Genomic DNA, 14,033 nt, shown 5'->3' with positions numbered 1-14,033 from the left:
AAAGAGAGGGAAGCATATGAGTAGTAAGTATGAGGTAAATCAAGAAATAAAAGCGGGAGTTATGGCGTCAATGCCTATTATTGGTGAAATTAATGATGTGAAATTAAGGGACAAGGTGTTGGATGCGTGGGCTCTGACCTTAGAGGAAAATGAATTCAAAAGAATGGAGGAAATACCGGGGCTGCCTGTACTGGGGGAATACTGCAGCCAGCCTAAACATATTACGGCAGTAACGAAAATGGTATTGGGGATGGTGGAATGTATGAATGAAGCTTTAGAAGAACCGCTGAAGCTTGACCGTGATTTGCTTTTGGCGTGTGCAATCTGCCATGATTTGGGGAATCCATATGAGTATAATATCCGGAAACGGAAAAGGTGGGAGGAACATCCTTCAAAAGAGGGATACCCATGCTTAAGACATACTTTCTATGGAGCCCATATTGCGCTGACAGTGGGGCTTCCCGAGGCAGTAGCCCATGCCTGTGCCTGCCATTCACCGGAAGGGCAGTTTGTGGAGCGGAGTTTGGGGACAACAATTTTGTATCATGTGGATGATGCATTTTGGAAAATTCTGAGGTCAGCTTACGAAATAAGCTAGGAAGGAAAGAGATATATTATGGCTAATAAGTCACATTATCAGTTTAACGAAACAAAAAGAGTGGCATATTCTACGATAAAACCTTGGATAAGACAAATATTCTGCACAAATGGATTAAAAGAGGCTGATGCAGAGATTGTAGCAGATTCTTTGGTAACAGCTGACGCAAGAGGGGTATATTCTCATGGGATTCTCAGGACATCGATTTATAGAAAGAGAATACAAAAGGGTTGTGTTGATGTGAATGCTGTTCCGCAAGTGATTGTAGATAATGCTGCAACGATGGTTGTTGAGGGAAATAATGCGATGGGACAGGTCGTAGGGCAATATGCTATGGAGAAAGCAATAGAAAAAGCAAAGGTATATGGGATATCTTTTGTCAGTGCCAGAGGAAGCAACCATTATGGAACCTGTGCCTATTATGCACAGATGGCACTTGCGGAGCAGATGATAGGCATATCAGCAACCATTGGCGGGGGAAATCTTATGGCGCCTTGGGGCGGAACGGATGCAAGAGTTGGAAATAATCCATTTGGTATAGCAATACCAGCTGAAAATGCTTTTCCTGTTGTGTTAGACATGGCCCAGAGTGTGGTTGCCAAAGGGAAAATAGTAATGGCAACAAAAACGAATACACCAATCCCAAAAGAATGGGCATTTGATAACAACGGCAGAGAGACGACAGACCCATTTAAAGCAATGCAGGGAACAGTTAGGCCAATTGCAGATTATAAAGGATATGGGATAGCGGCCACGGTAGGTTTTCTCTGCTCTGTAATTAGCGATGCGGCTATAGGTTTATCATTAAAAGATGTTTATGAAGATTTTTCAGGAGGATTAAATAAGGGGCAAATGTTTATAGCGATAGACCTTGCACATTTAACAGATGTTTCCGCATTCAAAAGACGCATGGATAGAGAAATTGCTTATATAAAGGCTTCTCCGCCAGCAAAGGATATGGAGGAAGTATACCTCCCGGGGGAATTGGAGGCAAGGAAGCAGGAACAGCAGATGAAGGAGGGGATTTTATATCCAATTGAGGTTCTTGATGAAATAAAAGAAATCAGCACTAAAGATAAGGTAAAAATACCGGCAGGAATATGATGCAGCTTGGGTCATAGCGGATATCAACCAGCAGTATGATATCTGCCATGACCTGCCATTAGCAAAGAAATATTTCAAGAACTCCTTGAAACAGGATTCTTTAATTATGTACTTCGCCTGAAAGAAAAAGGTGATCGTAACGCCGGAGGATTAAACTTCCCTCAATTTTATCGCCGAGGCCGCCTTCCTGCGGCGGTTTTCTTCCAGGGCAGCGTAATGTTTTCTGGTTGTATCCACATCGCTGTGCCCGAGTGCATCGGCCACGAGATAAATATCCCCGGTCTCCTTATATAGAGAGGTTCCAAATGTGGAGCGGAGTTTATGGGGGGTTATTTTCTTGTTCGGCACGAAGACCTGGGCATATTTTTCGACAAGATTTTCAACTGCATGGACACTGATCCGTTTTTTCTGGACGGAATAGAAGAGTGCATTTTCATGTCCGGCCAAGGCCTGCGCAGCTATTAACTTTCTGGGGCCGTCAATGTAATCTAGAAGGGCGTCCTCCACCTCCCGGCCAAAGTATAAAACCGCTTCATCCCCGCCCTTGCGGATAATCCTCATGCTTCCTTCGCGGAAGTTCAGATCGTTCAGATCCAGACCGACACATTCTGACACGCGGATTCCGGTCCCAAGCAGGAGAGTAACGATCGCCAGGTCGCGGACTTTGGTCTTTTCATAATAGGCTTTTTTCTGTCCGGTCAATTGGCTTCCATAACTTTCCATGCCGTCCAGAAGAATCGCCACCTCATCCGGTTCTAAATGGATAATAGCCTTATCATACTTCTTAGGCATATCTACCTGCATGACAGCATTATTTTTTAAAAGCTGCTTTTTATAGAAGTAATTAAAGAAACTACGCAGGGAGGAAAGCTTTCTGGCAATGCTGCCGGTCGAGTTTTTCTGTTTGGCAGTTTCAGTCTGATAATATTTTAAATATTCCTGATATTCTTCAATATCATCACTTTTTAGTTGGTCTAAATCATTTAGAGTGATTTCCCATACCTGTTTTCCGCATAAAGAGGGGTTATTCTCAAGTAAAAAATGAAAGAAAACCAGAAAATCATAGGCATAGGAAATACGTGTACGCGGACTGGTTCTTCCTTCAACAGCCCGAAAATAATCTTTCGCATATGGAGGTAACGTCCCTAGCAGTTCCCGTAACTGCAGTGTGTAGTCAATGTTCTTTTGTTCGTGGTAACTTAAATTTTTTCCGCCCATCAGGTCACCGCCTTGTTTCTATTAAATTTGTAATTAGATTCTGATACGTTTTGGAGTAATTATATACTGCATTAACTGAAAATGTCAATGATCTATGAATTAAACAAAGATTTGTTTCATAGATTGAGGTTATTCAAAACGTGCCGTACACTCTCCTGCACGGCACGTGAATCAGTAAAGTCAACGACCTGTAGCTAAATTTATAACGCAGCCAACGGCAGGGGCAAAGAGTTATATTTTCTCATACCGCTCTGTTCCCCACCATCTTGGCGTGAGTTCCTCCAGCCTTACGGTTTCTCTTGTATTGTAGTCAACCATAATTTCAATATCTTTATTCTTTATAGATAACTGCATCAGAAATTCACGTCTGCTGCTGCCTTTTCATATAATTTTTCCCAGATATCCATAGGTGCTTCCTTTCCTATTTACTCTCACTGCCAATCAGAACCTTTTTCCCCTGAAATGCAAATCCATATTTTCTGATTTTATTATCCGGAATTCCCTTTTGGATAAGTGATGCCGCATAATTTTTTTCGTTTATCTGCCGAATTGCTGCCTGTACAGTGTCGGAAAGCTCCCGTTCATCATCCATATCCTGTACTTTAAACTCCAAAATCACAGCATCATCCTCATGGTTTTTAGGTACCAGCATTACGTCATATCTCCCGAATCCACTTTCCCGATTAGAGGTTAATTCATACCGGTTTGCCAATTCTACGATCAATCCGAGGACAAACCCATGATAAAAGCGCTCCGGTTCACTTTCTGAGGGCTTCCTGCCTGTGTCAAAGTAACTGAATGTGGATGCAGAGATTCTATTCATATAAATATTCATGGCTTTTAAATCATCCTGTAACAAAGCCCGTATAAATTCGTTATAATTAGAGGCAGAATAAGCAAACCAGTCCCGTACCATATCGTGAAACATAACCTTGACTTCATAATTGGTAATTTCTAACTCGTAAACATGTTTCCATTGCCCGTAATCCCCCTCGTGGATTGACTGCCCTTTTACCTTGAGGTAACCACTGGCTAAAAGCAGGCTCCATATTGCCCCCTCGTCCAGATTGAGCTGGTTATATATAATTTGTTCGTCAATTGCGGTGGATATGCTTCCACCTAAAAGTAAAGTCTCGAAGGTTTCCTTTACCTGTTTTGTACCTTCCTGAATCACTTTTCTCACAAGGCGGTTGCTGCTTGTATTCGTCCAATACGGTCCGACTTTTTTCTTATCCAGAAAGTTAATGATTGACCACGGGTTATAAAGCTCTTTTTTCTCACCAAATGTAAAACCGTCATACCATCGTTTGACTTCTGCCTTGCGATCCCATAAATCATATTCTTTCAAAGCCACATCAACTTCTGCTTCTGTAAAACCAAACATTTCATCGTATTTTGAAGAAGTTGTTGTAACAATTTCAAGATTATTCAGATCTGAAAAAATAGATTCTTTGCTGATTCGCGTAATCCCGGTCATGATAGCCCGCTCAAGGTATGGATTGTTTTTAAATGTTGCATTAAAGAGACTCCTTGTAAAAGCAGTAAATTCATCCCAGTAGTCTCCGACAAAAGACTCCTGCATGGGGGTATCATACTCATCCAGAAGAATGATTGTTTTTTTCCCGTAATACTTAAACAGATAACCTGACAATCTGCGTAGTGCGATCGTAATTTCGTAATCTTCCATTTCAGCGGATACTTTGCGGAAATATTCTTTTTCCCGGTCATTTAGGATATCACCGTTCAGTAAAAAATCGTTATCATTATATAGATCCACGATAATCTCACATATTTTTTTCCTCATCTGTTCATATGAAGTCTCCTTGACATCAGAAAAAGTAAGTGAAATGACGGGATATGTTCCCTGTAGTTTTTGAAATTCTTTGTCAGACCATATATATAATCCTTCAAAAATCTGACTGCATTCCGAATACTTTATTGAAAAAAACTGTTCAATCATACTCATTGTGAGTGTTTTCCCAAAACGTCTGGGTCGCGTGATCAGAGTGACATCATCTCTGGACTCCCACCATTCTTTAATTAATTTTGTTTTATCTACATAAAAAGTATTCTGCTCTCTTATCTTTCTGAAGTCCTGAAGTCCGATTGCTATTGTTTTTGACATAATCTCATCACCCCGATTTCCATATTTTCATTATTAATGGTAATATTATATCGAAATTATACTATGTTTTATTTGCGAAGTAAACTATAATGCGGGCTGATGAGTTTTTATTCAGCCTTATAAACAGTAAAGTGATTGCGGCTTGTGAAAAAGGAAATATTACGTATAATGGTAATTATAGTTATAGATTGTAAAATCAGTTAGGCGGTGCGGCATGGAACTTAAAAGGGATATATACAAAAAATTACTTGACTGGAAAAATAAAAATACTCATAAAGTATTGGAATTAGAAGGTGCAAGACAGGTTGGAAAAACATACATTTTAGATAAATTCGCCAGACAGGAATATAAAAGATATCTTTATATTAATATGGTTGGCTCAACAGGTGCTGACTTTTTAAAGTGTCTGGATGCAGCGAGCAGTTGGGAGCCAGGGCAGAAACGGGAAGAACATCCGATTCACAAGGCCTTACTGCTTTATGATCCTGAATTTAAAGATGAGGAAGAAATTCTGGTTGTGATTGATGAAATACAGGAATCAGCAGTGGTCTACAGTAGGATCCGGGAGTTTGCAAGGGATTTTAAAGCTCATTTTATTGTGACTGGTTCTTATTTGGGTAAAACGCGGGATAAGGAATATTTTTTATCGGCCGGGGATGTGGATACGCTTACGATGACCACACTTACATTTCCGGAATTTCTGGATGCATTTGGGAAGAGGGATGAATATGAAAGCATCAGTCTGTATGGTGAGTCAGAGCATGTATTATATGATGAATTAAGACAGTATTTTGAAATATACCTTCAGATTGGCGGATATCCGGAAGTTGTGATTACTTATCTGCAGAGTAATAGTATTCAGGAATGTGAAGCAGTTATTGCGAACTTGATACACATTTTTGTGAAGGAATCTTCCAAATATTTTGAAAGCCCTCTTGAACTGGAGATGTTTGAGAAAGTGTTTTCATCAATTGCAGTTACTCTTTTAAAGGAGAAAAAAGGTACAAAGGATTTAACTACAGATCTGACAAAAATTATATTTAAGGAAGAAAGTGGCAGGATATCTAAAAGAATGACAAATTATGCTATAAGCTGGCTGTACTTATCACACCAGATCGGGTATTGCAGTATGAGCGTAGACTGTAGTAATCTTGATATCGTGGATAATTGCAGATATTATTTTAACGATTTGGGTGTGGCAGGGTATTTCCTTAAACTTACAGGAGAGCCGCTTGAAACTATAGAGGGGGTTTTGTGTGAGAATTTCGTATATCTGGAGCTCATGAACCGGATTAGAAAGCGTGAAATTGCGGGGCAGGTACCGTGGTTTGCTATAGATAAGAAGATAATGGTATTAGATTAAATAATGGCACATGATCTGTTGGTACGGGTCATGTGCCATTTTAATTCACAGTGTCGTATACTTTACTTTCAGTTTTCGGTATGCACCATGATTTTCTCCCCTTTGGCATCGCACTTTCCGTTAAAATGAAAACCGAGCTGCTGATACATGGCAATTGCGGCCGTATTGTTATCGTATACGCTCAAATAGATCTGGTCTTTGCCATATTCCCGGCGCAGACGTTCCAGCAGGGCGAGAACCGCGGCCTTCCCATACCCTTTTTTCTGATACTTCCTGTCAATCAGGAGGCGGTCCAGCCACACTTCCCCCTCTGGCTGTAAATCAGCGAAATAACCATACATGGCAAATCCGACCAGCAATTCATCATCATAAATTCCCACTGGTTTCCATTCAGGATATTCATCGGCCTCTGTCAGGCAGTCCCTGACACTTTCAATAAAGCCGGCCTGTTCCGGCAATGTCTGTAATCTTTCTACTTCTCTCCTGTTTGCCGGAAGGACCGGCTCAAAATGTAAATTCATAATCATACTCCTGTTTTCTATCTTATTTTCATAACAAAGTCAAATGCAAACAGGCGCAGGCTGTACAAAGCCTGCACCGGATTTCACTATAGGTCCCGAACCCGCAGGGCACGGATGGCGTTGAGGATTGCAATAATCATGACGCCTACATCTGCAAAGATAGCATACCACATATTTGCGATACCGACAGCACCTAATGCCAGACATGCAAATTTAATTACTAAGGCAAAGCTGATATTTTCGTATACAATGCGGATACACTTTCGGGAAATTTTGATTGCCTTCGATATCTGCATAGGATCATCATCCATCAGCACGACATCTGCCGCCTCGATGGCTGCATCTGAACCCATAGCGCCCATAGCGATTCCAATGTCTGCACGGGTCAGTACTGGAGCGTCGTTAATGCCGTCGCCGACGAATGCCAGTTTTGATTTTTCATTCTTGGCGGAAAGCAGTTCTTCCACTTTGGAAACCTTGCCGGCAGGAAGCAGCTCACTGTACACTTCGTCGATTCCCAGCGTTTCAGCTACCTGCTCAGCCACGCGTTTTGTATCGCCGGTAAGCATGACTGTTTTTTCCACGCCGGCTTTTTTCAATTCTGCAACAGCCGCTTTTGAATGTGGTTTAACAATGTCTGAAATCAGGATATGGCCGGCATATTCTCCATCGATAGCGATGTGTACGATCGTTCCTGCACTGTGGCATTCATAATACGTAATACCAAGCTTTTTCATCAGTTTGCTGTTACCTGCGGCAATAGATTTACCGTCTACCTGAGCGGTAATACCATAGCCGCCGATTTCTTCGATGTCATTCACACGGCTGTGGTCGATTTCCCTGCCATATGCCTTTTGAAGGCTCTTGCTGATCGGATGGGAAGAAGCACATTCGGCCAGTGCCGCATATTCCAGAATCTGTGCATTTTCCAGCTCGTTATGGTGCACTCCGATGACTTCGAATACACCCTGCGTCAGAGTACCGGTTTTGTCAAATACAACACATTTCGCCTGAGACAAAGTTTCCAGATAGTTGGAGCCTTTGATTAATATCCCTTCTTTACTGGCTCCGCCGATACCGGCAAAAAAACTGAGGGGGATACTGATAACCAAGGCACATGGACAACTGATAACGAGGAAGGTTAATGCACGGTAAATCCAGACACTCCACTGCGCAGTTGACCCCATAATCATCTGGACAAGAGGCGGCAGGAAGGCTAATGCCAGTGCACCATAGCAAACGGCAGGTGTATACGCTCTGGCAAATTTGGAAATAAAATCTTCAGACTTTGATTTACGGGAACTGGAATTTTCCACCAGTTCCAGAATTTTTGAAACTGTAGATTCTCCAAATTCTTTTGATGTCCGGATTTTTAATACGCCTGTCATATTGATACAGCCGCTGATGATCTCATCTCCGGTTTTGGCGTCTCTGGGCAGGCTTTCACCTGTGAGCGCACTGGTATTTAAGCTGGAACTTCCTTCTATAATAATACCATCCAAAGGAACTTTTTCCCCGGGCTGCACGATGATTATACTGCCGATGCTAACTTCGTCCGGGTCAACCTTTATAAGTCTGCCATCTTGTTCAATATTGGCATAGTCAGGGCGGATGTCCATCAGGGCACTGATGTTCTTACGGCTCCTGCCCACGGCATAGCTCTGGAACAGTTCGCCGATCTGGTAAAACAGCATGACTGCTATGGCTTCATTGTAGTCCCCGCTGCCGGAGTAGATGGCCAGAGCAAATGCGCCTACGGTAGCTACTGACATCAGAAAGTTTTCGTCAAAAACCCTGCGGTTCATGATGCCTTTTCCGGCCTTTTTCAGGATATCATAGCCGATAATCAGGTAGTCAGCCAGATAGAAAAACAGGCGAAGAAATCCGGAAACCGGAATAAAATTTAATATAACCAGCATGACAGCCGCAATAATTATGCGGGCCAGCATTCTTTTTTGTTTTTTGTTCATGGAAACCCTCTCTTTCAATCTGAATCGCCAGATACGCGGATCAGAGTTCAATCTCGCAGTCAGGCTCTACTTTTTTGCAGGCTTTGAGTACTTCTTTCATAACCTTTTTCGGTTCCTGGCCCTCAGTAAATTCTACAGTCATCTTCTGTGTCATAAAGTTTACAACAGCAGAGTCCACACCGGAAGTTTTGCGTGCAGCGTCCTCCATCAGGTTTGCACAGTTTGCACAGTCTACTTCGATTTTGTAAGTTTTTTTCATAATAAGATACCCCTTTCAATGAATAAATATTTTCAATTATACAATTAAGCACTTGTTTAATTGTTATGACTGAAGTATAATGCAGGTAAGGATTCAAGTCAATGCCCCGAAGGTAATGCCTGCCAAACGGGCTAAAATCATTTCTATTTAGAGCAAAAGAGTAACTGTTTATGGTTCTGAACAGTTACGCAAAAGGAGGTTTTATATGGAGATTATGGAATTACCGCATCACCAAGGAACGCAGGATACGGCGGTTGACTTACGGGAACAGCTCTCCCATATCGATCATTTCCAGATGGTTACGGAAGTATTCAGACAGTTAGGGGACACTACCAGAATCCGTATTTTCTGGCTTTTATGCCATTGTGAGGAATGCGTCATCAATATTTCGGCAATGATGGAGATGTCAAGCCCGGCAGTCTCCCACCACCTTCGTCCACTGCGTGACAGCGGTCTGATCGTCAGCCGGCGGGCGGGGAAAGAAGTATACTATAAGGCGGCAGACACTAAACAGAGCCGTCTGCTGCATGAGATGATAGAGAAAATGATGGAAATCACTTGTCCTGATTAGAGCATGTATAAAGAATGAACGAATAGGTTCTGGAACAGGAGAACAAATATGGAACATAATTTAGAACAAATAGAGCAGGGACTTTCCCTGCTTCATGATGGAAGCCAAATGGAAACCTGCCGGCTTTTCCTCGGTATAGAGTTGTCTTTCTTTACTTTCAGATCTGACCAGCTTACGCTGCCTCACGATGCCCTGGCACACGTTCTGGAAATCAATTACTGCAGGGCCGGACGGATGGGCTGGAAAATGGAAAATGGGAACACAGTTTACCTCGGGCCGGGGAATTACAGCCTGCACACGATGGACGTCTGTGCCAATTCTGTTATGACATTTCCGAATAATTATTATGAAGGATTTGCACTTTGTGTTGATTTGGATCTGCTTTCCAGTGATCCACCGGAACTGCTGGTGGGCACAGGAATCACCGGGGAGTTTTTGCACCAGAAGTTCTGTAAAAGCGGAATCCTGACCTCTTTTGCGGGAAACGCACAGACGGAATCTATTTTTTCCGGGTTCTATGACCAGCCGGATGAATTTTCCCTGCCCTGCCGGAAGTTAAAAGCCTTGGAACTCTTGTTGTACCTTGGCAAATGCAGTGTCTCTGCCAATGAACATCTGGCTGATTATCAGGCCGATCAGGTCGAGATTATCCGGAATATTCACGAGCAGCTCACCAGACACATGGAGCAGCATTTTACAATAGAATCTCTGGCAAAACAATATCTGATAAATCCAACGACCCTGAAGACCGTATTCAAAGCAGTCTATGGAAACTCTATTGCCGCACACACAAGAGAACACCGGATGGAGCGTGCCGCCAGTCTCCTGCTTGAAACGAACGACAGCATATCCCAAATAGCACAGGCTGTAGGGTATGGAAACCAAAGTAAATTTACAGCGGCGTTTAAAGAATACTTTCAGGTACTGCCGACGGAATACCGCAGGCAGCACCGGGGCTAATTATTATTGGGTATTCTATAAGTCCTCTCCGTTACTTTCGATCACCTTTTTATACCAGTCAAAGGATTTCTTTTTGATTCGCTTTAAGGTGCCGTTACCTTCGTTATCTTTATCTACGTAAATAAATCCATAACGTTTTTTCATCTCACCTGTTGTGAATGACACGCAGTCGATACAGCCCCAAGGGGTATATCCCATCAAATCCACACCGTCTGAAATAACGGCTTTTTTCATCTCTTCTATGTGGGCTTTCAGGTATTCAATACGGTAATCGTCACGGATAGTCCCGTTAGTCTCTACCTTATCTATAGCGCCAAAACCATTTTCCACAATAAAAAGTGGGATCTGGTAACGTTCGTATAATTGGTTCAGTGCGTAACGAAGGCCGGCCGGATCAATCTGCCATCCCCAGTCACTTGTTTTTACATAGGGATTCGGGACACTGCCGGGGAAACCGTCGACTCCATTGCCGTCTGATGCTTCATCCGCTTTTACTGCATTTGTCATATAGTAGCTGAGACCGACATAATCCACAGTCCCTTCTTTTAATATTCGGGCATCTTCCGGCTCCATCCTGATATGGATATTTTTCCTCTCCCATTCCGGCCATATATAGGATGGATAGTATCCGCGCACATGAACGTCCCCGAAAAGGTATCTGTCATGCATAGCTTCCACGGAATACATCATATCAGCAGGATTGCATGAATATGGATAAAGCGGCACACAGGCCATCATACAGCCGATCTGAAAATCAGGATTGATTTTATGCCCTTCTTTTACGACAAGGGCGCTGGCCACGAGTTCGTGGTGGACAACCTGATACATGCATTCTTCCGGATGTGGGGAGTTATTGAAAATGACCCCGGAACAGGTATATCCGAATAAAGGGTACTGATAGTTTTTCTGGTTATTGATTTCGTTAAATGTCATCCAGTATTTTACTTTATCCTTGTACCGTTCCATAACCGTCAATGAATATTTTACAAAGAAATCAATGACTTTCCGGTTCGCCCATCCGCCGTATTCCTTTACCAGATGATAAGGCATCTCGAAGTGTGATAAGGTTATAACAGGCTCAATGTTATATTTAAGGAGTTCGTCAAACAGGTCATCATAGAAATTCAGTCCCTCTTCGTTTGGTGTTTCTTCATCCCCCTTCGGGAATATTCTAGTCCATGCAATGGAGGTCCGGAAACATTTAAATCCCATTTCTGCCAGAAGTTTGATGTCCTCCTTATAATGTCCGTAGAAATCAGAGGCCTCATGATTTGGATAGTAATATCCCTCCTGAATCCCGTCTGTAATCCTGCGGTCCACACCGTGGGCGCCTGCCGTAAGTACATCGGCGATACTGATGCCCTTCCCGCCTTTATCCCATCCGCCTTCGACCTGATGAGCGGCAACTGCGCCGCCCCATAAAAAATCTTTCGGTAATGTACGCATATTTTATTCCTCCTAAACAGTCCTGATGACGCTGTCTTTCAGTGCTTCGTGTCTGCCTTTTTCGATCTCGATTTCTCTGTCGGCATCGGTGATAATATAGATGACAGTAGCGTCATACCCTGCCTTCTGGATTTTTTCTTTATCAAATTCAACAAGCAGATCTCCTTTTTTTACAGAGGAACCCTGTTGGACATGTGAGGTAAATCCGTCACCTTTTAGTTCTACGGTATCGATTCCAATGTGGATTAAAAATTCATTTCCGTTCTCATCAGTCAGCCCGACTGCATGCCCTGTCGGGAATACCACAGATGCCGTGCCGTCAAAAGGTGCATAGACCCTGCCCTCTTTTGCCTGGATACCAACGCCCTTTCCCATAGACTCTGATGCAAACACCTCGTCATGAACCTCTTTGACCGGAATAACGTTTCCTGTCACCGGTGAGGCGAATTCTTCTCCGGATTCTTTTTTTACTTCTATATTTTCGGCAGCTATGTTTTCAGCTACAGGTTTTTCTGTCTCGTCTTTAAATCCGACGATAAATGTTAAAACTGCTCCGAGTACAAATGCAACAGCAATAGAAAGCAGAAGTCCGAAAAACTGTGTTGTGTGGCCGGATTTGAAGTATGCTGGAAGCGTTGCGATTCCGGGCATATTGTATCCCCACGATACGGCGTTGAATGCACCTGCAATTGCGCCGCCGACCGCACCTGCAATACAGCCGCAGATCATTGGTTTCTTTAGCCGCAGGTTAACACCATAGATGGCGGGTTCCGTGATTCCAAAGAGTCCGGTAAGCGCCGCAGAGGCTGCTACCCCTTTCATCTCTTTATTTCTCGTTTTGAGAAATACTCCGAGAGCGGCCCCTGCCTGTGAAAATACAGCCGATGCCTGCAGGCCGGTGAATGTATCATATCCAAGGGCCGCATAATTTCCAACAGTAACAGGAGTGATACCCCAGTGTACGCCAAAGATAACAAGAACTTCCCATAATCCGCCTACTACAATACCTGCTATAATCGGGCTTAATCCGTAAAGTGTATTGTAAACCCCTCCGATCGCCCCACCGATTGCATTTCCAACAGGTCCGAATGCCAGCAGTGTGAGGGGAACCATAATTGCAATGGTAAACATAGGGGTAAAAAGGTTACGCACCACAAGTGGAATGTATTTATCAAAAAATTTCTCTATATAAGATGCAATCCAGATCGCCAGAATAATCGGGATAACCGAAGAGGTATAGCTTAGGAGCTTCACATGAATACCCAGGAAATATACTGGTTCTCCGGCATTTACCATAGCAATGTAATCCGGACAGACAAGTGCACATGCAATTACAATACCGATAAACTGATTTAGGCCGAATTTTTTAGATGCTGTCACTGCGATCATTACGGGCAGGAATGTAAATGCTGTCCATGATACAAAGTTCAGAATCTGATAGGTTCCGCTTGCGGTATCCATGATATTTGCTGCAACGAGCACACCCAGAATTCCCTGCAGTATACCGCACGCAGCCAGTGTGTAAAGGAATGGTGCAAAGATTGCGGAAATAATGTCCACAATGCGGCTGACAACGCCGACTTTCTGGCCGCCGCCCTCATTTGCAGTATCTTCATTGACCGTTACCTGACTGATGACAAAACCATAGGCATCCTTCACGTGGTTCCCGATCACCACCTGAAACTGTCCTGAGGCCTGTACCGTAGTAATTACCCCCTGAATTTTTGAAACCTTGTCTTTGTCGACAATGGATTCGTCTTTCAGAATAAAACGTAGCCTCGTTGCACAATGTGTAACATTCTTAATGTTTTCATTTCCGCCAAGCTCTTTCACGAGTTCATCTGCTGTTTTGCGATAATCAATAGCCATCTCTCTTTCTCCTTTTTCCCTTTCCTGCT

13 protein-coding genes are annotated in these 14,033 nt (G+C 43.0%); 5 read left to right on the top strand and 8 right to left on the bottom strand.

What is annotated here, in order from left to right; all coding sequences use genetic code 11:
• The first annotated feature begins 16 nt into the window (after nt 1–16).
• On the top strand, nt 17–598 hold the full coding sequence (locus A8806_RS13365) for an HD domain-containing protein (RefSeq protein ID WP_109731710.1): 582 nt from the start codon (nt 17–19) through the stop codon (nt 596–598).
• An 18-nt stretch (nt 599–616) separates the two neighbouring features.
• Nucleotides 617–1,702: an Ldh family oxidoreductase gene (locus A8806_RS13360; RefSeq protein ID WP_109731709.1), complete on the top strand. Its 1,086-nt coding sequence runs from the start codon at nt 617–619 to the stop codon at nt 1,700–1,702.
• A gap of 150 nt (nt 1,703–1,852) precedes the next feature.
• Here A8806_RS13360 and A8806_RS13355 read toward each other — a convergent pair whose 3' ends face one another.
• The 3 genes from A8806_RS13355 to A8806_RS13345 all read right to left on the bottom strand — a co-directional run bounded on the left by A8806_RS13355 (nt 1,853) and on the right by A8806_RS13345 (nt 5,045).
• Nucleotides 1,853–2,920 carry a tyrosine-type recombinase/integrase gene (locus A8806_RS13355; RefSeq protein ID WP_109731708.1) on the bottom strand — a complete coding sequence of 356 codons (1,068 nt, stop codon included), beginning with the start codon at nt 2,918–2,920 and terminating at the stop codon, nt 1,853–1,855.
• Nucleotides 2,921–3,151: 231 nt separating this feature from the next.
• Entirely contained in the window at nt 3,152–3,274 is a 123-nt protein-coding gene (locus A8806_RS26755; protein ID WP_278321110.1) for a hypothetical protein, read from the bottom strand.
• Nucleotides 3,275–3,341: 67 nt separating this feature from the next.
• Nucleotides 3,342–5,045: an AAA family ATPase gene (locus A8806_RS13345; protein WP_109731707.1), complete on the bottom strand. Its 1,704-nt coding sequence runs from the start codon at nt 5,043–5,045 to the stop codon at nt 3,342–3,344.
• Nucleotides 5,046–5,259: 214 nt separating this feature from the next.
• Between A8806_RS13345 and A8806_RS13340 the strand changes: the two genes are divergently transcribed.
• A complete protein-coding gene (locus A8806_RS13340; RefSeq protein ID WP_242996079.1) occupies nt 5,260–6,408 on the top strand; it encodes an AAA family ATPase in 1,149 nt (382 codons plus the stop codon).
• Nucleotides 6,409–6,476: 68 nt separating this feature from the next.
• Here A8806_RS13340 and A8806_RS13335 read toward each other — a convergent pair whose 3' ends face one another.
• From A8806_RS13335 to A8806_RS13325, 3 genes are all read right to left on the bottom strand, one after another.
• Nucleotides 6,477–6,929, bottom strand: a complete 453-nt coding sequence (locus A8806_RS13335; protein WP_109731706.1) for a GNAT family N-acetyltransferase — start codon at nt 6,927–6,929, stop codon at nt 6,477–6,479.
• A gap of 86 nt (nt 6,930–7,015) precedes the next feature.
• Nucleotides 7,016–8,899 (bottom strand): heavy metal translocating P-type ATPase, encoded by a 1,884-nt coding sequence (locus tag A8806_RS13330; RefSeq protein ID WP_109731705.1) that lies wholly within the window; start codon nt 8,897–8,899, stop codon nt 7,016–7,018.
• A 40-nt stretch (nt 8,900–8,939) separates the two neighbouring features.
• Nucleotides 8,940–9,158: a cation transporter gene (locus A8806_RS13325; protein WP_109731704.1), complete on the bottom strand. Its 219-nt coding sequence runs from the start codon at nt 9,156–9,158 to the stop codon at nt 8,940–8,942.
• A gap of 205 nt (nt 9,159–9,363) precedes the next feature.
• Here A8806_RS13325 and A8806_RS13320 point away from each other — a divergent pair, with 205 nt between their 5' ends.
• Both A8806_RS13320 and A8806_RS13315 read left to right on the top strand, forming a co-directional pair.
• Complete coding sequence (locus tag A8806_RS13320) at nt 9,364–9,729, top strand: ArsR/SmtB family transcription factor (RefSeq protein ID WP_109731703.1); 366 nt, start codon at nt 9,364–9,366, stop codon at nt 9,727–9,729.
• 48 nt (nt 9,730–9,777) lie between these two features.
• Complete coding sequence (locus A8806_RS13315; RefSeq protein WP_109731702.1) at nt 9,778–10,689, top strand: helix-turn-helix transcriptional regulator; 912 nt, start codon at nt 9,778–9,780, stop codon at nt 10,687–10,689.
• A gap of 15 nt (nt 10,690–10,704) precedes the next feature.
• Here A8806_RS13315 and A8806_RS13310 read toward each other — a convergent pair whose 3' ends face one another.
• Both A8806_RS13310 and A8806_RS13305 read right to left on the bottom strand, forming a co-directional pair.
• Nucleotides 10,705–12,135 carry a 6-phospho-beta-glucosidase gene (locus A8806_RS13310; RefSeq protein WP_109731701.1) on the bottom strand — a complete coding sequence of 477 codons (1,431 nt, stop codon included), beginning with the start codon at nt 12,133–12,135 and terminating at the stop codon, nt 10,705–10,707.
• 12 nt (nt 12,136–12,147) lie between these two features.
• On the bottom strand, nt 12,148–14,004 hold the full coding sequence (locus A8806_RS13305) for a beta-glucoside-specific PTS transporter subunit IIABC (protein ID WP_109731923.1): 1,857 nt from the start codon (nt 14,002–14,004) through the stop codon (nt 12,148–12,150).
• Between the last annotated feature and the right edge of the window lie 29 nt (nt 14,005–14,033).

This window comes from Faecalicatena orotica (genome assembly GCF_003149245.1).
GTDB lineage: Bacteria > Bacillota > Clostridia > Lachnospirales > Lachnospiraceae > Faecalicatena_A > Faecalicatena_A orotica.
This window is presented reverse-complemented; position numbering and strand designations above follow the sequence as displayed.